Origin of the sequence: Pseudoxanthomonas sp. LjRoot125 (assembly GCF_964252705.1) — a bacterium.
Classification (GTDB): Bacteria; Pseudomonadota; Gammaproteobacteria; order Xanthomonadales; family Xanthomonadaceae; genus Pseudoxanthomonas_A.
On sequence record NZ_CAXUOY020000001.1, the window covers coordinates 73628 to 95482 of the forward strand.

Here is a 21855-nt window from a genome sequence, read left to right on the forward strand (position 1 = left end):
GGACCACCGCCATGGCATCGCGATGCTGACCTACGTCATCCCCGTCCTCGCCATCGTGCTGCTGGGCGCCGCGCTACGGCGGATGCGCAGCGTCCCCGACGGGCTGTTCCCTGCCATGGAGTGGTTTTCCTTCTACGTGGCCTTCCCGGCGTTGCTCTTCGTCGGCACGGCACGGCTGAAGCTGTCCGCCGCCGATGCGCTCGATCTGTCGCTGGCAGCCCTGCTGCCGACGCTGCTGCTGACGGCGGTGGTCCTGCTGGCACTGCAGGCCGCGCCGCAGCTGTCCGGCCCCAGCCGCTCCTCCGTCGTGCAGGGCACAGTACGGCCGAGCAGCTACTTCGGGCTGGCCGTGGCGGCGCTGCTGTTCCCGCCCGAGACCACCACGATGGTGATGCTGGCGCTGGCGATCTGCCTGCCGGTGGTCAACGTCATCGCCGTGGTCGCGCTGGCGTGGTGGGGCAGCGGCGACGCCAGCGCGCGCGGCATCGCACGTGCGCTGGCACGCAACCCCATCATCCTGGCCACGCTGGCCGGCCTGCTGTTCAACCTCAGCGGCCTGCCGCTGCCGGTACCGCTGGCCGCGGCGCTCGACATCCTCGCCGATGCCGCGTTGGCGCTCGGCCTGCTGTGCGTGGGTGGCGGCCTGCAGTTCCAGCGCGATCACCTTCGCCCTGCGCTGTTGGGCGCGACGTCGGCGCTGAAGTTGCTCGCACTGCCCGTGCTCGCCGTGCTCGTGTGCCGATGGCTGGATGCCAGCGCGCCCGTGACGACCGCGGCCTGCTTCTACGCCGCGCTGCCGACCGCCTCCAATGCCTACATCATGGCGCGACAGATGGGTGGCGATGCCCCGCTGATGGCGTCGCTGGTGACGTGGCAGACGCTGCTGGCCGCCGCGACCGTGCCGCTGGCGATGCAGTTGCCGCGCTGGCTGGGCTGACTCACTCGGCCGGCGGCGCTTCCGGCTCCAGCGATTTCACCAGCACCGCTGCCTGGGTGCGGCTGTGGCATTCCAGCTTCTTCAGGATCGCGGTGACGTGCACTTTCACCGTGTTCTCGGCCAGGCCGAGTTCGTGCGCGATCTGCTTGTTGAGCAAGCCGTCGGCCAGGCACAGCAGCACGCGGAACTGCTGCGGGGTGAGCTGCGCCAGGCGGGCCGCGAGCGCGGCGTCATGCTCTGAGCGCTCCGCCGTCAACGGCGGAAACCAGGCCCCACCCTCCAGCACCGCGACCACCGCTTCGCCGATGGTGTCGGCGGGCGAGGACTTGGGAATGAAACCGGCCGCGCCGAACTGCTGCGCGCGGCGGATCACCCGCGGATGTTCGTTCGACGAGATCACCACCACCGGCACTTCGGGATGCTCGCCGCGCACATGCAACAGCGCCGAGAAGCCATGCGCGCCCGGCATGGTCAGGTCGAGCAGGACCAGGTCGGTGTCCGGGCGCTGGTCCAGGGCCTGGCCCAGCGCGGTGGCGCCAGCCGCTTCCGTCACCGTTGCGGCCGGCAGCGCCTCGCGCAGTGCGTGGATCACCGCATTGCGGAACAGCGGGTGGTCGTCGGCGACAAGGATGGCGGGCGCACTCATGCCGCCAGTGTGCCATCCGGCGCGGATGCGGCGGTTAGCACTTTGTGGCTAGTCGGCCGACAGGCGATCCAGGCGGATGCGGTTGGCGAACAACGAGAACGCCAGCATGCCGGCCAGTCCACTGGCACGGCTCACCCAGCGCGGCAACCAGCGCGGCGGCGCCAGCACGCCGGATTCGAACAGCGGTTCGAAGCCCGCCACGTCCTCCAGCGTCATCTTGCCGGCGAACAACCGGCGGCACAGACGCAGCCGGTCCTGCTGCAGCGAATGCCGGAAGAACGTGTGCACGCCGACCAGCCCGCGCAGGTACACCGTGTCCTTGGTGAACGCCGCGCCGCCGTTCGTGGGCACGCCGCGGAACACGCGCTGCGCCGACGAGAAGCTCTCGGCCGGGTTCTGTCCGGCGTCGGCGAAGTAGCGGAACACCTCGACGAAGTCCGCGCCGGCCAACGCCATCGCCACCGCCTCGATGCGCAGGCTGATGCGCTTCATCCGCTCGATGTCGATGCTGCCGGTGATCTGTTCGGCGAACGTCGCCAGCCCTTCCTGCGTGGCGGTCACGCGCGGCGAAGACAACGCCAGGCTCGGCAGGTGCACCTGCTCGCGCCCGTTGAGCGCGGTCAGCGAATGCACCAGCGCCTCGTGCTGCAGCAATTGGCGCCGGTCGTAGTCGCTGAAAGCCGCGCCATGGCGCAGGCGGATGCGGGTGGCGCCGGCAGCGGCTTTCGCGATCAGCGTGGGGTCGAGCTCGACGGTGATGACGCGGCCATCGAAGAAATCATCGAGGTCCGCCTGCAACTGCAGCTGCAGCGCCGTGGCGGAAACCGGAATCTGTTCTTCCGGCGCCAGCAGCTCGTGGTCCAGGTCGTTGGCGATGGTGATGAAATGCCGCGCCGCATCGCGCGTGGTGGGCCCGTCTCCTGGCAGGCATTCCTCGGGGGTACCGAACAGCGCGATGGAGTGGTCGGTCACCCGCGGCGAACCCAGCGATTCCAGCAACTGCGCGGCAATGTCCCAGCTGTGCACGGATTCGCGCAGGTAGCGGCCCAAGGGATGGGAGGCGTCCGCCGCCGCTGACACGGCGGCCAGTTCGCGCCGCGCATCGCCGAAGTCCAGCCGCGGGTAGTCGATCACCGGCAACACGGGCTGGCCACGGGCCACGCCCGCCAGGAACGGCGCCTGCGCGTCGGCGGGCCAACTGGCCAGGCTCAGCAGCTTGATCCCGCGCACAGCCTTGACCAGGCGCGCGTCGAGCGCGGCGTGATGGACGATGTCGGCCTGCATGGTGCCCTCCCTCCGGCCACTGTAGCCCAGCGCGCGGGGCCATCGTCACAAGCGGCCGCGCCTGCACTATGCTCGGCACTCTTCCATCGGTTGCGGGGGCAGCATGCTGGAACTCGATGCGGTACAGACACTGGCCTTCGCCGGCCTGGCGCTCTTCCTCGGTTACGCCCTCTGCCGCTTCATCCCCGTGCTGTCCCGCTACAACCTGCCCGCGCCTGTCATCGGCGGCCTGGCCGTGGCCCTGGCCGTGCTGGTCGCGCGCAACCGCGACGTCACCCTGTTCACGCTGGACACCAGCCTGCAGGCGCCGTTGATGATCGCCTTCTTCACCACCATCGGCGTCAACGCCAGCGTCTCGCTGCTGCGCATCAGCGGGCGACAGGTGGTCATCTTCCTCTTGCTGGCCACCGGCTTCGCCGTCGTGCAGAACCTGCTCGGCATGGCGGTGGCGTTGGGCTTCGGCCTGCATCCGTTGTTCGGCGTGCTGGCCGGCTCCACCACGCTGACCGGCGGCCCGGCCACCGGCCTGGCGTTCGCGCCGCTGTTCGAACAGGCCGGCGTCACGGGCGCCGAATCCATCGCGGTCGCCTCGGCGATGGCCGGCATCATCTGCGGCGGCCTGCTCGGCGGCCCGGTGAGCACGGTGCTGATCCGCCGCCACAAGCTGTATGGCGGAGTGAAGCTGGGCGCACCGGACGAATCCGCCGCCGAACCCGCCGGTGCGCGCGACCAGCCCGATTTCGCCACCCGCGAATCCGATGCACTGAAGAGCGTGGTGGTCATCCTGGTGGCGATGTGGCTGGGCGCGGGCGTCAGCGCCGGGCTGAGCGCCGCCGGCCTGACCCTGCCCGCCTACGTCGGCGCGATGATGGTCGGCGCACTGATCCGCTGGATCGACGACCGCACCGGCTGGATCCGCCTGCCGGTGGCCACCACCGACCTGATCGGCAATGTCTGCCTGGCGCTGTTCCTGGCGGTGGCGCTGATGAACCTCAAGCTCTGGGAGCTGTCCGGGCTGGCGGCACCGCTGCTGGTGAACCTCGCCCTGCAGGTGATCGTGGTCGCCCTGTTCTGCGTCGTGGTCTTCCGGGTGATGGGTCGCGACTACGATGCCGCGGTGATGGGCGGCGGCTTCATCGGCTTCATGCTCGGCACCACGGCCAACGCGATGGCGGTGATGCGCACGCTGGTCGAACGCTACGGCATGGCGCCGCGCGCGTTCCTCGTCGCGCCGCTGGTCGGCGCGTTCTTCATCGACTTCACCAACGCGCTGATCATCACCGGGTTCATCAATCTCTGGGATTGAGGCCAGCGACGGCGTTATCGCTTTCCGTACTTGTCGGTGAGACGTTTGTTCAACGCCTTGTTCTGCACCTTGGCGTTCGCCTTGTCGGCCAGGCGCGACGCCAGCTTGTCGGCGGCGGCGGCGACTTCGTCGCGCAGCTTGAGGTAGTTGAGGAAGCGGCCTTCGTCCAACTCCTCGCGCTCGATCGCCGCGCGCACCGCGCAGCCGGGTTCGCGGTCGTGCGAGCAGTCGCGGAACTTGCACTGCTCGGCCAGCGCCTCGATGTCGGCGAAGCCGCCGTCGGCCAGGTCTTCCTCGCCGGTGGGCTTGAGCTCGCGCATGCCGGGCGTGTCGATCAGGCACGCGCCCGCCGGCAGCGGGATCAGCGCGCGGAACGTGGTGGTGTGGCGGCCGCGCGAATCGCTCTCGCGCACTTCGCCGGTCTTCATGCGCTCGTCGCCGAGCAGGGTGTTGGTCAGCGTCGACTTGCCGGCGCCCGACGAGCCCACCAGCACGACGGTATGCCCGGGCTCCAGCCACGGCGCGAGTTGCGCCACGCTGGACGCGTCCTTCGCGTTGACGGTGAACACCGGCACGCCCTGCGCGGTGAGATCGGCCAGCACCTCGACCGCATCGTCGGCGTACTCGGTGCGGTCGGCCTTGGTCAGCACGACGACCGGCTGCGCACCGCCACCGCCGACCAACAGCAGGTAGCGCTCGATGCGGCGCGGATTGAAGTCGGCATCCAGGCCGCAGACGATGAACACCGTATCGATGTTCGCCGCGATCACCTGCTGGTGGTAATGCTCGCCGGCCGCGCCGCGCTTGATGCCGGTATGCCGCGGCAGCAGCGCGACGATGCGCGGGCGCTTCGACGTCGCGTCTTCCAGCAACACCCAATCGCCGACGGCGGGACGCTCGTGGGCGGGAAACCGCGGGCGCTGCCACTCCGGCAGCGACTCGGCCTTCACGCCGTCGCCGGGCGCCATGGCGACCACGTAGCCGGAGCGGTGCTGCTCGCTCACCCGTGCCGGGGTCGCGGCCGGGTGCGCGGCCATGGCGTCCCGCCATGCGGCATCCGTCGGTTCCCCCGTGTACGGCCAGCCGATGGCGCGCAGAAGGGTGACGTCGGACACGCTGGGGACGGGGGTTTCGGGCATGGCGCGCATTCTAGACGGGGGCTGAAGCCGGCGGGGCCGGGCAGGCTAAATATCCGTTAAGCTGGCCCTCCTTCCACTTTGTGCCCCCTGCGGTCCCGCCATGTCCACCCCGCCCGTCAAACCGCTCGCCACGCGCGAACGCCTGTCCGAAGTCCGCTACGAAATCCGGGGCGAACTGGCACGGCGAGCCCGCGAGCTGGAGGCCCAGGGGCAGAAGCTGATCAAGCTCAACATCGGCAACCCGGGCGCCTTCGGTTTCCGTGCGCCGGAGCATCTGCAGCGCGCGATCGCCGACGACATGGGCCGCACCGATCCGTACACGCACCAGCAGGGCCTGCCCTCGGCGCGCGATGCGATCGCCGCGGCATACGCCAAGCGCGGTACGCCGGACGCGCACCCGGACCGCGTGTTCGTGGGCAACGGCGTGTCGGAACTGATCGACCTGTCGCTGCGTGCGCTGCTGAACCCCGGCGACGAAGTGCTGGTGCCCTCGCCCGACTATCCGCTGTGGTCGGCCGCCACCATCCTCAACGACGGACGCCCGGTGTACTACCGCTGCGATCCGGAGAACGACTTCCAGCCCGATCCGAACGAGATCGAGCAACTGATCAGTTCGCGCACCCGCGCCATCGTGCTGATCAATCCGAACAATCCCACCGGCGCCACGTACTCGCGCGAATTGCTGGAGCGCATCGTGGCGATCGCCGCGAAGCACCGCCTGCTGCTGATGGTCGACGAGATCTACGACCAGGTGCTGTACGACGGCGCGACCTTCGTTCCGGTCGCACCGATGGCGGGCGACGTGCCGTGCATCACTTTCAGCGGCCTGAGCAAGGTGCATCGCGCCTGCGGCTGGCGCGTGGGCTGGGGCGTGGTGTCCGGCCACGGCGACGTGGTGCGCGACTTCCTGCATGCGATGGACCTGCTCAGCGCGCTGCGCCTGTGCGCGAACGTGCCCGGCCAGTACGCCATCGACGCCGCGGTCAACGGCCCCGACACCATCAGTGTGCTGTGCGCACCCGGCGGCCGCCTGTACGAAACCCGTCGCGCGGTGATCGACGCCTGCGACGCCAGCCCGCACCTGGAGCTGGTCAACCCGGCCGGTGCGCTGTACGCGTTCCCGGCGGTGGTCGGCGATGCCGCCAAGGGTTTCGACGACCATGCGTTCGCGCTGGAACTCATGGAAACCGAAGGCGTGCTGGTCGTGCCGGGCTCCAGTTTCAACGTGCCGTACCGCCACCACTTCCGCGTCACCCTGCTGCCGGAAGCGGCCACGATGCGCGAAGTCTTCGCCCGCATCGACCGCGCCCTGTCGCGCCGCGCCGAGGCCGCCACCAAGGTGGTGCCGATCAAGGGCAAGTCGCGGCCGGCAGCGGCGTAAGCCGCAGTGCCGTTGTGGGAGCGACGTAAGTCGCGAACGGATATCACGTTCGTCCATCGCGACTTACGTCGCTCCCACATTCAGGGTATGCGTCAATGACGACGATTTCGGCCCAGCACACCACCGCCCTCACCACCGAGCTGCGTTACCTCGCGCTCGGCGATTCCTACACGATCGGCGAAGCCGTGGATGAGGCAGGCCGCTGGCCGATGCAGCTGGCGCGCCTGCTGCGCATGGAAGGCGTGCTGGTCGGCGACCCGCGCATCATCGCCACCACCGGCTGGACCACCGACGAGCTCGACGCCGCGATCACCGCCGCCGAGCCGCTGGGCCAGCACGACTTCGTCACCCTGCTGATCGGCGTCAACAACCAGTACCGCGGCCGCGACGTGGAGGAATACCGCACGCAGTTCGCCGCGCTGCTGTGGCGCGCGATCGGCTTCGCCGGCGGACGGCCCGATCGCGTACTGGTGCTGTCGATTCCCGATTGGGGCGTGACCCCGTTCGGCGCGCAGTCGGGCCGCGATATCGAGCAGATCGCGCGCGAACTGGATGCCTACAACACCGCTGCACGCACCGTCTGCGCGCAACGCGATGTCGCCTTCGTCGACATCACGCCGGTCAGCCGTGCACGTGGCAGCGAAGCCACGATGGTGGCGGAGGACGGCCTGCATCCGTCGGCGGCGATGTACACGGAGTGGACGCGGCTCGCGTTCCCGGTGGCGCACCACCTGTTGGCCGGCCGCTAGGCGTCAGGCCACCGCGACCGCGGGCATGCGCAGGCCTTCGGGCTCCGGCACCACCGTGCGGTAGCCCTGCGCCTCCAGCCACGCCAGCAACTGCGCCAGGATCGCCACGTTGTGGCCATGCGTCGCGCCTTCGTGCAGCAGCACGATGGCGCCGGGCGTGATGTCGCGGGTGATGCGCGCGAGCACCTTGCCGGGCTCGCAGTCGACGCCGTCGAAGCCGCGCGCGCTCCACGCCACGCGGGCAAGGCCATGCTTCTTCAGCGACAGCCCCACGAACGGATTGGTCATGCCGACGACGCTACGGAACCAGCGCGGGGTTTCACCGGTGATCGCGGTGAGGATCGATTGGTTGCGGCCGATCTGGTCTTCCATGGCGCCGGGCCCCAGGCGCCAGAACCGCGTGTCCGGATGCGAGGCGCTGTGGTTGCCGATGCCGTGGCCGCGGTCGCGGATGGCCTGCACCACGGCCGGCTGTGCCTGCGCGCGTTCGCCGACCACGAAGAAGGTGGCCTTGGCGCGGTGCCGGTCCAGCAGGTCCAGCATCGCCGCCGTGTCGTCGGACGGACCGTCGTCGATGGTCAGCCAGACCACCCGTTCGTCCGTCGGCAACCGCGACAGCGCCGGGCACAGCAAGGTGGCGCGCGGGTACAGCGTGGCCCAGACCACGGCCAGGTGGGTCGCCAGCATGGCGGGCAGGCCCACGGCCCAGCCCCAGCGCCACCACAGCCAGGCCACGCCTACTTGCGACAGCGCCAGCAGGCCCAATATCAGTCCGGGACGACGCGGCGGACGATGCAGTGTTCCTGTCGTGCTCATGCCCCATGATGCCACGGGGCGTAAAATCCCTTCTTCAGAGCCCTTCACGCATTCCGGTACCCGACATGTCCCTCGACCCCGCCCTGCGCTCGCGCATCGAATCCCTCCTGCAGTCCAATCGCGTGGTCCTCTTCATGAAGGGCCAGCCGACCATGCCGCAGTGCGGCTTCTCGGCCAAGGCGGTGGGCGCGCTGTCGGCGCTCGGCGTGGACTACGCCCACGTCAACGTACTGGCCGACCAGGAGATCCGCGAAGGCATCAAGGCCTACAGCGACTGGCCGACCATCCCGCAGCTCTACATCGACGGCGAACTGGTCGGCGGCAGCGACATCATCGAGCAGATGACCAACTCCGGCGAACTGGCCTCGCTGCTCGGCCTGCAGGCCCCGGACCGTACGCCGCCGGCGATCACCATCACCCCGGCCGCCGCCGAGATGCTGCAGAACGCCGTGGCCGATGCCGGCCCGGGCGCTTCGCTGGCCTTGTCGATCAACGCGCAGTTCCAGCCGAACTTCCAGCTTGCGCAGTTCGACGCGAACGCCATCGCCAGCGAGTCCAATGGCGTGCGCGTGCAGTTCGACCTGGCCAGTGCGCGTCGTGCCGACGGCATCACCATCGACTGGGTCGATGACATCCGCGGCAAGGGCCTGGCGATCGACAACCCGAATGCGCCGAAGCCGGTGCAGGCGCTGTCGCCGATGGATGCCGATGCGAAGGTCCGCGCCAGCGAAGTGCTGCTGGTCGACGTGCGCCCCGCCGACGAACGCGCCATCGCCTCGGTGAAGTTGCCGTTCAAGACCTTCGACGGCAACGGCCGTGCCGAGCTGGAAGCGCTCCCGAAGGACACGGCCCTCGCCTTCCTGTGCCGCAGCGGCGGCCGCAGCCAGCAGGCGGCGGAAGAGTTCCGCGCGCTCGGCTTCTCGAACGTCTACAACATCACCGGCGGCATCAACGCCTGGGCCGACGATGTGGACGGCACGATCAGCAAGTACTGACGCGCATCGCTGCAGAAACGAAAAGGCGGGCCTCGGCCCGCCTTTTTTTGTGGGATGCCATCAGCGGTCTCGTAGGGTGGGCCCTGGCCCACCGACACGGATGTCGAACCACATACGGCGCCATGCAATGCACCGGCGGGCCGAGGCCCGCCCTACGTCATCCCTTGAACCCGCCGCCAGCCAGGTAGTCGCGCTCTTCCTGCGTCGTGGTGCGCCCCATCGCCTCGTTGCGATGCGGGAAGCGGCCGAAGCGCGCGATCAAGTCGTAGTGCAGCTGCGCGTACTTCATGTAGTTCTCGTCGCCGGAGGCACGGAACAGGTCCAGCGATCGCTGCTGGTCGTCCAACGCCTCGGAATGCTCGAACGGCATGTAGAAGAAGATCTTCAGCACGGGATCGACCTGCGTATCGAAGCCCGCCTCGATGGCGCGCGCGGCGTAATGCCTCGCCAGCCCGTCGGTGGCGTAGGAATGCGCGCTTTCGCGGAAGCAATTGCGCGGAAACTGGTCCAGCAAGAGGATCAACGCCAGCGCCCCTTCGGCATCGCCCATCCAGCCCTCCAGCTCACGCCGTGCCGCACGGAAGTGCAGCCCACGGAAGCGCTGGTCGAACTCAGCGTCGAACGCGTCGTCATTGGCGAACCACTTTTCGTAGCCCGCATTCTTCCAGAAGGTGATGACGTCGTTGGATTCGTTCATGCGCTACCTCAAGTTCGGAGGGCGATGGGCATTAACCCGGAAGGACATGCCCGATCCGCCACAGCACACCGGTCGGATCGATCAGGGTGAAGTCGCGGATGCCCCATGGCCGATCATCCGGCGGACTGAGGCGGACGGAGAACCGGTCGACGACGCCGGACGCTTCGACATTCCGGTGCCAGTCGTCCGCATTCTCGACCAGCAGGTGCATGACGAAATTCTCCGCATGCTCGCGCAGGTAGAACTGCGACAACAGGAACGCCGTCTTGCCGTGTTGGACATAGGCCAGGTCATCCGACTCCATCGACACTCCGAAACCCAGCGCCTCGTAGAACGCGATGGACTCGGCCAGATCCCGCGCGGGAACGAAGGCCTTCATCTCGACCGTTTCAAGATTCATGCACTCCCTCCCGCGTGGGCTCTCCTTGGAACAGCCATCGTCTCAGCGGCAACGTTCAGTGGAGATGATCAACGCCCGACCGATGCGCTTCACTCGTCGAACCGCAAATGCCGCACCGACTTGCCATTCCGGCGGATGAGCTTCAGCGCTTCGATGCCGACGGTGATGTGGTTCTCGACGAACGACGAGCTGACCTTGGCGTCGCTGGCTTCGGTCTTCACGCCTTCCGGAATCATCGGTTGGTCGCTGACCAGCAACAGCGCGCCGCAGGGAATGCGGTTGGCGAAGCCTGCGGCGAAGACGGTGGCGGTCTCCATGTCGATGGCCATGCAGCGCATCGCGCGCAGGCGCTCCTTGAAGGCGAGGTCGTGTTCCCACACGCGGCGGTTAGTGGTGTACACCGTGCCGGTCCAGTAGTCGTGGCCGAGGTCGCGGATCATCGTGGACACCGCACGCTGCAGCGCGAACGCGGGCAGTGCCGGCACTTCCGGCAGCAGGTAATCGTTGCTGGTGCCTTCGCCGCGGATCGCCGCGATCGGCAGCACCAGGTCGCCCAGTTCGTTCTTGCGCTTCAACCCGCCGCACTTGCCGAGGAACAGCACCGCCTTCGGCATGATGGCCGAGAGCAGGTCCATCATCGTCGCCGCGTTCGGGCTGCCCATGCCGAAGTTGATCATGGTGATGCCGTCGGCGGTGGCGCTGGCCATCGGCCGGTCCAGGCCGACGATGGGCGCGCCGGTCAGCTGCGAAAAGACGTTGAGGTAGCCGCCGAAGTTGGTCAGCAGCACATGCTCGCCGAACTGGTCCAGGGGCACGCCGGTGTAGCGCGGCAGCCAGTTGTCGACGATTTCGTTCTTGTCCTTCATGGAAGCCTCTTTTTCTTGTTGTTGTCCGGCAATTCTGGCACGACTGCGGCACCTGCACTTGGCAGCGCACGCCGTCGCCGGTTAGGGTCGGTGTGTCTTCCAGGGGATACATCATGCGAACCACCTTGCTGGCCGGGCTGATCCTGGCCTCGCTGGGCGGCAGTGCGCTTGCCGCCACGCCCGCCTCCCGCTTCACCCAGGACCCGTACCCGAGCACGTACCGTGCGGTCCCGTCCGGCCCCGTGCTGCTGGCCAACGCGACGGTGCTGACCGGCACCGGCGAGCGCCTCGACGGCACCGACGTGCTGCTGGCCGACGGCAAGGTCGTGGCGGTGGGCCGCGGCCTGTCCGCGCCCGATGGCGCGACCCGCATCGACGCGACCGGCAAGTGGGTCACGCCCGGCCTGATCGACGTGCACTCACACCTGGGCGTCTATCCCAGCCCCGGGGTAAAGGCGCACAGCGACGGCAACGAGATGACCGCGCCGGTGACGGCGAACGTCTGGGCCGAGCATTCGATCTGGGCGCAGGACCCGGGCTTCCACACGGCGCTGGCCGGCGGCGTGACCTCGCTGCAGGTGCTGCCGGGCTCGGCCAACCTGGTGGGCGGGCGCGGCGTGACGCTGAAGAACGTCGCCTCCACCAGCTACCAGGGCATGAAGTTCCCCGGCGCACCGTGGGGTCTGAAGATGGCCTGCGGCGAGAACCCCAAGCGCGTCTACGGCGGCAAGAGCGGCCCGGCCACGCGCATGGGCAACGTGGCGGGCTATCGCGCGGCCTTCATCGATGCCGCCGAGTACCTGAAGAAGAATGCCCCGAAGGCGCAGCAGCCCAAGAAGAAGCGCTGGTGGGAGCGCGCCAGCGGCGGCGAAGGCACGGACAGCGGCGGCGATGCCGGCGGCAAGCGCGACCTGAAGCTGGACACGCTGGCCGGCGCGATCAACGGCGAGATCCTGGTACACATCCACTGCTACCGCGCGGACGAGATGGCGACGATGCTCGACCTGGCGAAGGAGTTCGGCTTCAAGATCGCCGCGTTCCACCATGGCGTGGAAGCCTACAAGCTGGCCGACCGGCTGGCGCAGGAGAACGTCTGCGGCGCGCTGTGGGCCGACTGGTGGGGCTTCAAGATGGAGGCCTTCGACGGCATCCAGGAAAACATCGCGATCGTGGACCGGCCGGCCAACAGCTGCGCGATCGTGCATTCGGATTCGGACGAAGGCATCCAACGCCTCAACCAGGAAGCGGCGAAGGTGATGGCGAACGCGCATCGCGCCGGCATGGGCGACATCGCGCCGGAGCGCGCGATCCGCTGGGTGACCAGCAACGCCGCCAAGGCGCTGGGCATCGCCGACAGGACCGGCACGCTGGAGGCCGGCAAGATGGCCGACGTGGTGGTGTGGAACCAGAACCCCTTCAGCGTGTACGCGAAGGCCGAGCAGGTCTACATCGACGGCGCGCGTCTCTACGACCGCAACGACCGCAGCAGGCAACCGGTCTCCGACTTCATGCTCGGCCAGGAGGTGACGCCATGAGCCGTCGTTCGATCCTCCGCACCGGCGCGCTGGCGCTGGCGCTGGCCGCCGCGCTTCCTGCCATCGCGCAGGACGTGCTGATCCGCAATGCCACGGTGCATACCGCCGGTGCGCAAGGCACGTTGAAGAACGCGGACGTGCTGGTGCGCAACGGCGTGGTCCAGGCGGTCGGCACCGGCCTGGCCGCACCCGCCGCCGCGACGGTGGTCGACGCCGAGGGCCGCCCGCTGACGCCGGCGTTCTTCGGCGGCATCACCGAGATCGGCATCGAGGAAGTCTCCGGCGAATCCTCGACGGTCGACGCCGCGGTCACGCTCGAAGACCAGCCGATGCGGCCGGAGTTCGACGTGACGCTCGCCTACAACCCGGCCTCGATCGTGATCCCGGTGGCACGCGTGGAAGGCATCGGTTTCACCCTGCTGGCGGCCTCGACGGGCGGCTCCTTCATCGCCGGCCAGGGTGGCGTGGTGCGGCTGGACGGCAGCGCCGATCCGGTCGGGCCGCGTGCGTTGTTCGTACGACTGGGCAGCGGCACCGCGGAGCTGGCCGGCAAGTCGCGCGCCGCGCACTGGATGCTGCTGGACCAGATGGTGGCCGAAGCGCGCGGCCGCGTGTCGGTGGATTCGCCGCATGCGCTGCTGACACCCGCGGGCCGCGCCACGCTGGCGCGCTACCTGGCCGGCAATGGCCGCATCGTGGTGGCGGTGAACCGCGCTGCCGACATCCGCCAGCTGCTGCGCTGGGCGCAACGCGAGAACGTGCGCATCGCCATCGCCGGCGGTGCGGAGGCGTGGAAGCTGGCGCCGCAGCTGGCGCAGGCCAAGGTGCCCGTGTTCGTCGATGCGCTGGCCGACCTGCCATCGGACTTCGACCAGATCGGCGCGACGCTCGAGAACGCCGCACGGCTGGATGCGGCCGGCGTGAGCGTCAGCTTCTCGCAGGCGGGCGATGCGTCGCACAACGCGCGGAAGGTGCGCCAGCTCGCCGGCAACGCGGTGGCCAACGGCTTGCCTTGGGAGGACGGCCTCGCCGGCCTGACCCGCGTGCCGGCGGAGACCTTCGGCGTGGGCGACCGCGTCGGCACCATCGCCCCGGGCAAGCTGGCCGACCTGGTGTTGTGGAGCGGTGATCCGCTGGACGTGGCGAGCACGGCGCAGCAGGTCTGGCTGGGCGGCCGCGCGATACCGATGCGTTCGCGCCAGACCGAATTGCGCGACCGCTACCTGCAGCAGGCGGGCCCGCTGCCGCGCGCGTACTCGAAGTAGTTCGAACGCGGTGGTTCAGTCGACGGAGGCGCCTTCGGGCGCCTTCGCTTTTTCCGCATCGTGGCAGGGCGCGTCCTCGGCCACCACGCGGTCGCCGCCGGCCCGCTTGGCCACGTACATCGCCTGGTCCGCACGCGCAATCAACGACGCCACCGAATCCCCATCGCGCGCCTGCGCCGCGCCGATGCTGGCCGTCAGATCGACCTCGACGCCCTCGACCCGCGCGCAGTCGCGACGGATGCGCGCGGCCACCTGCTCGGCGATGCGCACGGCCACCGCCAGTTCGACGCCGGAAAGCACCAGCACGAACTCCTCGCCACCCAGGCGGCCAAGCTGGTCGCCGTACTGGAACTGCTCGCTCACCGCGCGCGTCACCGCGCGCAGGCAGGCATCGCCGAGCGCGTGGCCATGGCGGTCGTTGACCTGCTTGAAGTGATCGAGGTCGATGAACAACAGCGAGGCGGGAATGCGCTCGCGTTCGCGTTCGATCAATGCCCAGTCGAGGCGGTGCTCGATACCGCCGCGATTGAGCACGCCGGTCAGTCCATCGCGCTCGGCGTGCTGCTTCGCGCTGTCGCGCTCGCGACGGAACGTCAGCATGCGGTCGGCCAGGCCCAGGGCCAGCACCACCGCGGTGAACGCCAGCACCCAAGGCAATCCGTATTCGAGCCACGGCTCCGCACGCTCGCCACCACTGAAACGCAGGGCGCGCCACATGGTGAACACCAACAACGGCACCCAGGCGATCAGCACATAGGCCGCGTGCTTCTGCCCGCGCACCCATGCCACCACCAGGGTGACGAGCGCGACGGCATTGGTCATCAGGAACACCGCATTGGCCACGTCGGGAAACCAGGCCTTGTCCGCCGGCCAAGGCAGTACCAGCAGCACCAGCGTGGCGGCACAACCGTAGACGCCGACGGCCCGCATCAGCAGGCTCAAACGTGGCGCGACGCGACGAAGGCTGGCGTAGTCCTGCCACAGATAGACCAGCAGGATGGTGGCGACGGTGCCCGACGCCCAGATGCCCTGGGCACCAAAGCGGGCCAGCGCGTCCAGCCCCGGCCACGCATAAGCCTCCCCGTAGGAGCACAGCGCGTAGATCAGCTGGAACAGCATGGCACCGGCGTACAGCAGATAGACACGCTCGCGCAGCATCGCCCAGAACAGCAGCACCGCCAGCGATACGCCGAGCACCGCGCCGATCGCCGGCATCACCAGACGCAGGTGGCGCAGGTCGGCGGCGGCATAACGCGGCCGCGATTCGACGGCGACATGCAGCGGGTAGCGGGCGCCTTCGACCCGCACGTACACAGGACCATCGCCCGCGAGGGGGAATACGAGCGCGCGACGCGTGTACTGGGGATCCAGGTCCTGGCGGAACACGTCCTGGGTACGCGGCGCGCCGTCCGGTGTGTCGAGCACGGTCACGCGCGCGGTGTACGGGTGGTAGACCACCAGCAGCGGTTCGGCCACGCCGGGCCGAGGCTGCACGCGCCACTGCCCGTTGCCGATCACGCGCACGCCATCGTCGTCGCCTTCGAAGCGACGTTCCGAGAAGAGCCCGGCACGCTGTCCGGCCTGCTGCTCCAGCGCCAATGGCTGGATCCGGTCGATCCGCGCGATGTTTTCCCCAAACGCGGCGGACGCGGGCAGCAGGGCCAAAAGCAGTAGTAGCGACCACCACCCCTGTTTCATGTTGCCCCTTGCTTTCCGGCGGAGTGTCGGACCCGACCGCACGGCGGGCAAGCCCAGCCGGGGCGTTAATGTGATGATGGTCACATTAATTCCGCGATTTATTAAGCATCGGTGACGGGACCTGCAGCGCGTTCCGACTGTGGCGCAAGTCGTGGAAAGGTGATTTATTTCACACTTCACGCGTTTACGCGGCGACGGCCTGCCGGTTGTCGGCTAGCGTGGCGGGCCGAGGGAGATGCGACGGATGCCGGGAGGGGCAAAATGCGCATAGGGATAGTCGTGGATTCAGCGTGCGACCTGCCGCTGGAGTACCTGCAGCAACACAACATCGTCATCCTGCCGATCACGGTGCGGATCGGCGAAGCCGTACTCGCCGACCATCGCGACGAACAGGCGACGCTGAGCTTCCTGCACGCGCACGTCGCCGAGCGCGGCCACGAGGCCGAGACCACGCCGTTCACGGTCAACCAGATCCGGGACCTGTTCCTGGGCCAGCTGGTGATCGATTACGACCACGTGTTCTGCATGACGATCACGAAGACGCGTTCGCCGATCCACGACAACGCGATGCAGGCCAGCTTCGCCATCCTCAACGACTACAAGCCGGTGCGGCAGGCGGCGGGCCACAACTCCCCGTTCGCCCTGCGGGTGATCGACACGCAGAACCTGTTCGCGGCGCAAGGCATCACCGCGGTGGAAGCCGTGCGCATGCGCGAGGCCGGCGCCAACGTGCAGCAGATCCGCGTACGCCTGGAGGAACTGGCGCAGAACACGCACGGCTACATGATCCCGCGCGACCTGTATTACCTGCGCAACCGCGCGCGCACCAAGGGCGACCGCAGCGTGGGCCTGTTGAGCGCGGCACTGGGCAGCGCGCTGGACATCAAGCCGGTGCTGTACGGCCACGCGGGCAATACGGAGCCGGTGGCCAAGATCAAGGGCTTCGACAATGCAGTCGAGCAGATGTTCAAGTTCACCGGCAACCGCGTCATGGCCGGCCTGATGACGCCCACCGTGTGCCTGAGCTACGGCGGCGAACTGTCGGAACTGCGCGCCCTGCCGGGCTACCAGCGCCTGCGGGACATCTGCGAGAACAACAAGGTCGAGGTGTTCGAAAGCGTCATGAGCCTCACCGGCATGGTGAACGTGGGCAAGGGCGCCGTCGTGGCCGCCTTCGCCGCACCGCCCGCGCCGTTCAAGGCCACATAACGACGGCCTAACGCGGCGGGGCTACGCTATGCCCCTGGCTTTAACCGGGGGCGCCATGGCGGTCCGCTACTACATCAGTCTGCCCACTCCCGCCCGCGCACGCGGCGGGGATCCGGCGTTCAGTTTCGATGCGCACGGCGCCGAGGAATTCGCGGCGCAACTGCAGCACGCGCTGCGTACGAGCAGCCTGTTCGAGCGCTGGCGCGCACGCCAGGACGATCCCGATGAGGTCGACCCGGGCCTCGGCGTCGTGGATCCCGATGCCACGGTGGCTGGCCAGCAGGACGACCTCAGCATCCTGCTGGTGGCGCGTTCCTCCATTCCCGGCCATGTCCTGAAGCATCGCCTGCGCTTGCTTGCCGGCGGCGCCTGGGAACTGCGCGACGTCGCCGCGGCTTGAATTGCCGCACGCCCGTCCTGCTGGCCTGGAGCGGCGGCAAGGACGCCGCCTGGACGCTGCACGTGTTGCGGCAACGCGATGATGTCGATGTCGTCGGCCTGCTGACGACGGTCACGCGCGAGTACGAACGCGTATCGATGCAGGGCATCCGCCGCAGCGTGCTGCATGCGCAGGCGCGCGCGACCGGCCTGCCGCTGCTGGAAGCGATGATTCCCGCGCAGTGCTCGAACACCGACTACGAACACGCCATGGCCGATGCCATCGCCCAGGCGCAGGATCGTTGGCCGGGGCTGCGCACGATGGCGTTCGGCGATCTGTTCCTTGAAGACATCCGCGCCTACCGCGTGGCGAACCTGGCGCGCGTGGGCTGGGACGTCGTCACGCCGCTGTTCGGCCGCGGCACGGCATTGCTGGCGCGAGAGATGATCGACGGCGGACTGCGCGCGCCGTTGTGCTGTGTCGATACGCAGCAGTTGGATGCCGGCTTCGCAGGTCGCGACTTCGATCGTGGCTTGCTCGCCGAGTTGCCTGCCCGGATCGATGCCTGCGGCGAGAACGGCGAGTTCCACACCTGCGTATCGGCCGGACCGATGTTCGATGCGCCCCTCGCGCTCACGCAGGGCGACACCGAACTGCGCGATGGGCGCTTCGCGTTCACCGACTACGCGCTAGCGGCTGCTACGTCGGGTGGGCCTCGGCCCACCATCGCACATACGAGCGGATCATCGGCGGGCTGAAGCCCGCCCTACGCCTTCAAGGCCGCAGCATGGTGCGCGATGTGGTCGCCGATGAAGCTGGCGATGAAGTAGTAGCTGTGGTCGTAGCCGGGCTGCAACCGCAGCGTCAGCGGGTGGCCGGCCTCGGCAGCGGCGGCCTGCAGCAATTCGGGCTTCAGCTGGCCCTGCAGGAATTCATCCGCGTCGCCCTGGTCGACGAGCAACGGCAGCTTTTCCTGCGCGCGCCTTATCAGTTCGACCGTGTCGTAGGCCTTCCATGCGTCGCGATCGTCGCCCAGGTAGGCGGTGAACGCCTTCTGTCCCCACGGCACCTGCGAAGGCGCGACGATCGGCGAGAACGCCGAGGCGCTGCGATAGCGTCCGGGATTCTTCAGCGCGAGGGTCAGTGCGCCATGCCCGCCCATCGAATGTCCGCTGATCGCGCGCCGGTCGCTGGCCGCCGGATCGGCTTCAACCCAGGCCGGCAACTCGTCGACGATGTAGTCGTACATGCGGTAGTGCGAGGCCCACGGTGCCTGCGTCGCGTTGACGTAGAAACCCGCGCCTTTACCCAGGTCGTAACCGTCGGCGTCGGCGACGTCTTCACCGCGCGGACTGGTATCCGGTGCGACGAGGATGATCCCGTGCTCGGCGGCGTAGCGTTGTGCACCGGCCTTGGTGATGAAGTTCTGCTCGGTGCAGGTCAGGCCGCTGAGCCAGTACAGCACCGGGCAGGGTCCCTGCTCGGCCTGCGGCGGGAGGTAGACGCCTACCGTCATGTCGCAGCCGAGCACCTCGGAGCGGTGGCGATAGACGTCCTGCCAGCCGCCGAAGCAGGCACGGTGTTCGAGGCGTTGCATAGTCTTACTCCATCGTAGGCAAGGTAGAGGTCCGGGCGCGCAGTGCGCGCGCCTCGACATCGCGGATCCAGTCGGCCTTGCACGCGCTGTAGGCACGCGAGTCGTCCGGATGAAGGCGCTGGCAGCGCATCTTCTCTGTCGCGTACTCGGCCGCGAGCGCGGCGTCGCGACGCAGGAAGTCGCGAAACGCGAGATGCCGCAGGATCTCACGGTCGCCCTCGGCATAGGCATGCAGTTGCACGAGTCGTCCGCCCGTCAGCGGATCGTCCTTCCGGCAATAGCGGCGACCCGGCAAGCCGAACTCGCCGCACCACTCGTATCCCAGCGCTTCCACACCGGCACGGTGCGCCTCCAGCGCCGACAGCCCGCGCACGACGGGTATCAGGTCGATGACCGGCTTGGCAGGCATGCCGGGGATCGACGTCGACCCGATGTGATGCACGACCACCAGGATGTCGCCGAGGACTTCGCGCAGACGGGTTTCCTCGGCCTGGGCGCGCTCCGCCCAGGCTGGATCATGCGGCAGCAGTTCGACGCCCGTCGCTGACACGCCAAGGCTCAGTAGTGCACTACGGAGCGGATCGACTTGCCTTCATGCATCAGGTCGAAGGCCTCGTTGATGTCGTCCAGCGGCATGGTGTGGGTCACGAACGGGGCGAGTTCGATATCGCCCTTCATCGCATCCTCGACCATGCCGGGCAACTGCGAGCGACCCTTCACGCCGCCGAAGGCGGTGCCCATCCACTTGCGGCCGGTCACCAGTTGGAACGGACGCGTGCTGATTTCCTGGCCTGCACCGGCCACGCCGATGATGACGCTCTGGCCCCAGCCGCGGTGCGCGCACTCTAGCGCGGCGCGCATGACGTTGACGTTGCCGATGCATTCGAAAGAATGATCCACGCCCCAGCCCGTCATCTCGACGACGACCTGCTGGATCGGCTTGTCGAAGTCCTTCGGGTTGATGCAATCGGTGGCGCCGAACTGCGTCGCCATCTCGAACTTCGAAGGATTGGTATCGATGGCGATGATGCGGCCCGCCTTGGCCTGGCGCGCGCCCTGGATCACCGCCAGGCCGATGCCGCCGAGGCCGAACACCGCGACCGAGTCGCCCGCCTGGACCTTGGCGGTGTTGTGCACGGCGCCGATGCCGGTGGTGACGCCGCAGCCGAGCAGGCACACGTGTTCCGGGTTCGCGTCGGGATTGACCTTGGCCAGCGACACTTCGGCCACGACGGTGTATTCGCTGAAGGTCGAGCAACCCATGTAGTGGTAGATCGGCTGGCCTTCGTAGGAGAAACGCGAGGTACCGTCCGGCATCACGCCCTTGCCCTGGGTGGCACGCACCGACGTGCACAGGTTGGTCTTGCCGCTCTTGCAGAACAGGCACTCGCCGCATTCGGCGGTGTAGAGCGGGATGACATGGTCGCCCGGCTTCACGCTGGTCACGCCCTCGCCCACTTCGACCACGATGCCCGCGCCTTCATGGCCCAGCACGACCGGGAACAGCCCTTCCGGATCGTCGCCGGACAGCGTGAACGCATCGGTGTGGCAGACGCCCGTGTGGGTGATCTTCACCAGCACTTCGCCTTTCCGGGGCGGGGCGACGTCGATCTCGACGATCTTCAGCGGTTCGCCTGCGGCGAAGGCGACGGCGGCACGGGATTTCATGGGACAACTCCTGCAAGACAAGTGAAAGTGAAACGGGTGGTGCGCGGTGCGCGGGTTATTTCAGGTAGGAGCGCACCAGGCCCGCCATCTCGGTGACCCGCGCCTGTCGCTGCGCGTCGGACTGCGCGGGCTGGCCGAACTCCTCGCGGATGTGCGCCTCCATGACCTCGGACATCAGGCCGTTGACCGCACCGCGGATCGCCGCGATCTGCTGCAGCACCGGGCCGCATTCGGCGCCGGCTTCCAGCGCGCGCTCCAGCGCTTCGGTCTGGCCGCGGATGCGGCGTACGCGGGCAAGGACGCGCTTCTTCTCATGGGCGGAGTGCGGCATGGCGATCAGGCTCATATCCAATACTGGGGTATAGTATATGGATCGCGAACGGTCTACCAACGCCTGCCGGCACAACGGCGACGCGGCGTTCTTGACGGGATCAATAATTCCTATATTCTGGAATTATGGAAACAAAGACCGCACTGAAAGCCCTGGCTGCTCTGGGCCACGAATCCCGCCTCGCCGCGTTCCGTGCCCTCGTCCAGGCCGGACCCGAGGGGTTGGCCGTCGGCGAGTTGCGCGAAAGCCTGGACTTGCCTCCGGCCACGCTGACCGCGCACCTCAACGTGCTGCGCGCCTGCGCCCTGGTCAGCGACCAGCGCGAGGGTCGGGTGATCCGGGTGCGGGCCAACTATCTGCAGATGAACGGCCTGATCGGCTACCTCACCGAGAACTGCTGCGGCGGCGTCGCCTCGTGCGCCCCCGCGCCCTCCTGCAAGCCCACGAAGAAGGCCGCGCCATGAACCGATTCCATGTCCATCTGAACGTCCAGGACCTGCCCGCCAGCATCCGCTTCTACCGCGCGCTGTTCGCCGCCGAACCCACGGTCGTCAAACCCGACTACGCGAAGTGGATGCTGGAAGACCCCCGGATCAACTTCGCCATCTCGAACACCGGGCGTGCGCCCGGCATCGACCACCTCGGCTTGCAGGCCGAGGACACCGAGGGCCTCCGCGCCCTGGGCCAGCGCCTCGATGCCGCGGGTGGCAGCGTGGTGCCGGAAGAAGCCACGATCTGCTGCTACGCCACGTCGGACAAAGCCTGGACGGAAGACCCGCAGGGAACGCGCTGGGAGACCTTCCATACCTTCGGCGATGCCACCACCTACCACGCGGGCGACGCCGCCTGCGCCACGGACGGCGCCCGCTGCACGCCGGACCCGCATGCGATGCCGACGATGCCCGCACAGGGCACCTCGTGCTGCGCACCCCGATCCGGTTGTTGCTGAGCATGGGC

At 68.2% G+C, this 21855-nt stretch carries 24 protein-coding genes; 12 read left to right on the top strand and 12 right to left on the bottom strand.

Annotated elements, in window-relative coordinates:
- The first annotated feature begins 22 nt into the window (after positions 1-22).
- Positions 23-937: an AEC family transporter gene (locus tag ACSION_RS00315; protein WP_435304350.1), complete on the top strand. Its 915-nt coding sequence runs from the start codon at positions 23-25 to the stop codon at positions 935-937.
- Between the two features lies 1 nt (position 938).
- Here the strand turns inward: ACSION_RS00315 and ACSION_RS00320 are convergent, their stop codons facing one another.
- Together ACSION_RS00320 and ACSION_RS00325 are read right to left on the bottom strand one after the other, a co-directional pair.
- Positions 939-1583, bottom strand: coding sequence for a LuxR C-terminal-related transcriptional regulator (locus ACSION_RS00320; RefSeq protein WP_435304351.1), 645 nt, complete (start codon positions 1581-1583; stop codon positions 939-941).
- 48 nt (positions 1584-1631) lie between these two features.
- On the bottom strand, positions 1632-2867 hold the full coding sequence (locus ACSION_RS00325; protein ID WP_435304352.1) for a flavohemoglobin expression-modulating QEGLA motif protein: 1236 nt from the start codon (positions 2865-2867) through the stop codon (positions 1632-1634).
- A gap of 103 nt (positions 2868-2970) precedes the next feature.
- Here ACSION_RS00325 and gltS point away from each other — a divergent pair, with 103 nt between their 5' ends.
- Positions 2971-4173 carry a sodium/glutamate symporter gene (gltS, locus tag ACSION_RS00330; protein WP_435304353.1) on the top strand — a complete coding sequence of 401 codons (1203 nt, stop codon included), beginning with the start codon at positions 2971-2973 and terminating at the stop codon, positions 4171-4173.
- Positions 4174-4187: 14 nt separating this feature from the next.
- Here gltS and rsgA read toward each other — a convergent pair whose 3' ends face one another.
- Entirely contained in the window at positions 4188-5321 is a 1134-nt protein-coding gene (gene rsgA, locus ACSION_RS00335) for a ribosome small subunit-dependent GTPase A (protein WP_435304354.1), read from the bottom strand.
- Positions 5322-5412: 91 nt separating this feature from the next.
- On the opposite strand from rsgA, the gene ACSION_RS00340 reads away from it, so the two are divergent.
- Together ACSION_RS00340 and ACSION_RS00345 are read left to right on the top strand one after the other, a co-directional pair.
- Positions 5413-6693: a pyridoxal phosphate-dependent aminotransferase gene (locus ACSION_RS00340; RefSeq protein ID WP_435304355.1), complete on the top strand. Its 1281-nt coding sequence runs from the start codon at positions 5413-5415 to the stop codon at positions 6691-6693.
- A 95-nt stretch (positions 6694-6788) separates the two neighbouring features.
- Positions 6789-7442, top strand: coding sequence for an SGNH/GDSL hydrolase family protein (locus ACSION_RS00345; protein ID WP_435304356.1), 654 nt, complete (start codon positions 6789-6791; stop codon positions 7440-7442).
- A 3-nt stretch (positions 7443-7445) separates the two neighbouring features.
- Here the strand turns inward: ACSION_RS00345 and ACSION_RS00350 are convergent, their stop codons facing one another.
- Positions 7446-8258: a polysaccharide deacetylase family protein gene (locus ACSION_RS00350; protein ID WP_435304357.1), complete on the bottom strand. Its 813-nt coding sequence runs from the start codon at positions 8256-8258 to the stop codon at positions 7446-7448.
- 65 nt (positions 8259-8323) lie between these two features.
- On the opposite strand from ACSION_RS00350, the gene grxD reads away from it, so the two are divergent.
- On the top strand, positions 8324-9253 hold the full coding sequence (gene grxD, locus ACSION_RS00355) for a Grx4 family monothiol glutaredoxin (protein WP_435304358.1): 930 nt from the start codon (positions 8324-8326) through the stop codon (positions 9251-9253).
- 157 nt (positions 9254-9410) lie between these two features.
- Here the strand turns inward: grxD and ACSION_RS00360 are convergent, their stop codons facing one another.
- From ACSION_RS00360 to ACSION_RS00370, 3 genes are all read right to left on the bottom strand, one after another.
- Positions 9411-9950 (bottom strand): DUF924 family protein, encoded by a 540-nt coding sequence (locus ACSION_RS00360; protein WP_435304359.1) that lies wholly within the window; start codon positions 9948-9950, stop codon positions 9411-9413.
- 31 nt (positions 9951-9981) lie between these two features.
- Positions 9982-10350 (bottom strand): VOC family protein, encoded by a 369-nt coding sequence (locus tag ACSION_RS00365; protein WP_435304360.1) that lies wholly within the window; start codon positions 10348-10350, stop codon positions 9982-9984.
- A gap of 89 nt (positions 10351-10439) precedes the next feature.
- Entirely contained in the window at positions 10440-11216 is a 777-nt protein-coding gene (locus ACSION_RS00370; protein WP_162335905.1) for an AMP nucleosidase, read from the bottom strand.
- Positions 11217-11329: 113 nt separating this feature from the next.
- On the opposite strand from ACSION_RS00370, the gene ACSION_RS00375 reads away from it, so the two are divergent.
- Both ACSION_RS00375 and ACSION_RS00380 read left to right on the top strand, forming a co-directional pair.
- A complete protein-coding gene (locus ACSION_RS00375; protein ID WP_435304361.1) occupies positions 11330-12751 on the top strand; it encodes an amidohydrolase in 1422 nt (473 codons plus the stop codon).
- Complete coding sequence (locus ACSION_RS00380; RefSeq protein ID WP_435304362.1) at positions 12748-14016, top strand: amidohydrolase family protein; 1269 nt, start codon at positions 12748-12750, stop codon at positions 14014-14016. Before ACSION_RS00375 ends, ACSION_RS00380 begins: the two co-directional genes overlap by 4 nt.
- Before the next feature lie 15 nt (positions 14017-14031).
- On the opposite strand, the gene ACSION_RS00385 is transcribed toward ACSION_RS00380, so the two are convergent.
- Positions 14032-15714 (bottom strand): sensor domain-containing diguanylate cyclase, encoded by a 1683-nt coding sequence (locus ACSION_RS00385; protein ID WP_435304363.1) that lies wholly within the window; start codon positions 15712-15714, stop codon positions 14032-14034.
- A gap of 261 nt (positions 15715-15975) precedes the next feature.
- Here ACSION_RS00385 and ACSION_RS00390 point away from each other — a divergent pair, with 261 nt between their 5' ends.
- Genes ACSION_RS00390 through ACSION_RS00400 form a run of 3 tightly spaced genes read left to right on the top strand, consistent with a single transcriptional unit; the run spans position 15976 to position 18060 of the window.
- Positions 15976-16923: a DegV family protein gene (locus ACSION_RS00390; protein WP_093488624.1), complete on the top strand. Its 948-nt coding sequence runs from the start codon at positions 15976-15978 to the stop codon at positions 16921-16923.
- A gap of 55 nt (positions 16924-16978) precedes the next feature.
- The gene (locus tag ACSION_RS00395; protein ID WP_093488626.1) at positions 16979-17323 is read left to right on the top strand and encodes a hypothetical protein; all 345 of its coding nucleotides are present in this window, start codon (positions 16979-16981) and stop codon (positions 17321-17323) included.
- Positions 17320-18060 carry an ATP-binding protein gene (locus ACSION_RS00400; protein ID WP_435304364.1) on the top strand — a complete coding sequence of 247 codons (741 nt, stop codon included), beginning with the start codon at positions 17320-17322 and terminating at the stop codon, positions 18058-18060. The genes ACSION_RS00395 and ACSION_RS00400 overlap by 4 nt, the downstream gene beginning before the upstream one ends.
- A gap of 8 nt (positions 18061-18068) precedes the next feature.
- On the opposite strand, the gene fghA is transcribed toward ACSION_RS00400, so the two are convergent.
- The 4 genes from fghA to ACSION_RS00420 are packed head-to-tail and all read right to left on the bottom strand — an operon-like array spanning position 18069 to position 20898.
- Positions 18069-18899 carry an S-formylglutathione hydrolase gene (gene fghA, locus ACSION_RS00405; RefSeq protein ID WP_435304365.1) on the bottom strand — a complete coding sequence of 277 codons (831 nt, stop codon included), beginning with the start codon at positions 18897-18899 and terminating at the stop codon, positions 18069-18071.
- A gap of 4 nt (positions 18900-18903) precedes the next feature.
- Positions 18904-19449: a GrpB family protein gene (locus ACSION_RS00410; RefSeq protein ID WP_435304366.1), complete on the bottom strand. Its 546-nt coding sequence runs from the start codon at positions 19447-19449 to the stop codon at positions 18904-18906.
- Between the two features lie 8 nt (positions 19450-19457).
- The gene (locus tag ACSION_RS00415) at positions 19458-20567 is read right to left on the bottom strand and encodes an S-(hydroxymethyl)glutathione dehydrogenase/class III alcohol dehydrogenase (RefSeq protein ID WP_435304367.1); all 1110 of its coding nucleotides are present in this window, start codon (positions 20565-20567) and stop codon (positions 19458-19460) included.
- Positions 20568-20622: 55 nt separating this feature from the next.
- Entirely contained in the window at positions 20623-20898 is a 276-nt protein-coding gene (locus ACSION_RS00420) for a metal/formaldehyde-sensitive transcriptional repressor (RefSeq protein WP_435306627.1), read from the bottom strand.
- Between the two features lie 125 nt (positions 20899-21023).
- Between ACSION_RS00420 and ACSION_RS00425 the strand changes: the two genes are divergently transcribed.
- Both ACSION_RS00425 and ACSION_RS00430 read left to right on the top strand, forming a co-directional pair.
- Entirely contained in the window at positions 21024-21362 is a 339-nt protein-coding gene (locus tag ACSION_RS00425; RefSeq protein ID WP_435304368.1) for an ArsR/SmtB family transcription factor, read from the top strand.
- Positions 21359-21847 carry an ArsI/CadI family heavy metal resistance metalloenzyme gene (locus ACSION_RS00430; RefSeq protein WP_435304369.1) on the top strand — a complete coding sequence of 163 codons (489 nt, stop codon included), beginning with the start codon at positions 21359-21361 and terminating at the stop codon, positions 21845-21847. Before ACSION_RS00425 ends, ACSION_RS00430 begins: the two co-directional genes overlap by 4 nt.
- The last annotated feature ends 8 nt before the right edge of the window (positions 21848-21855 follow it).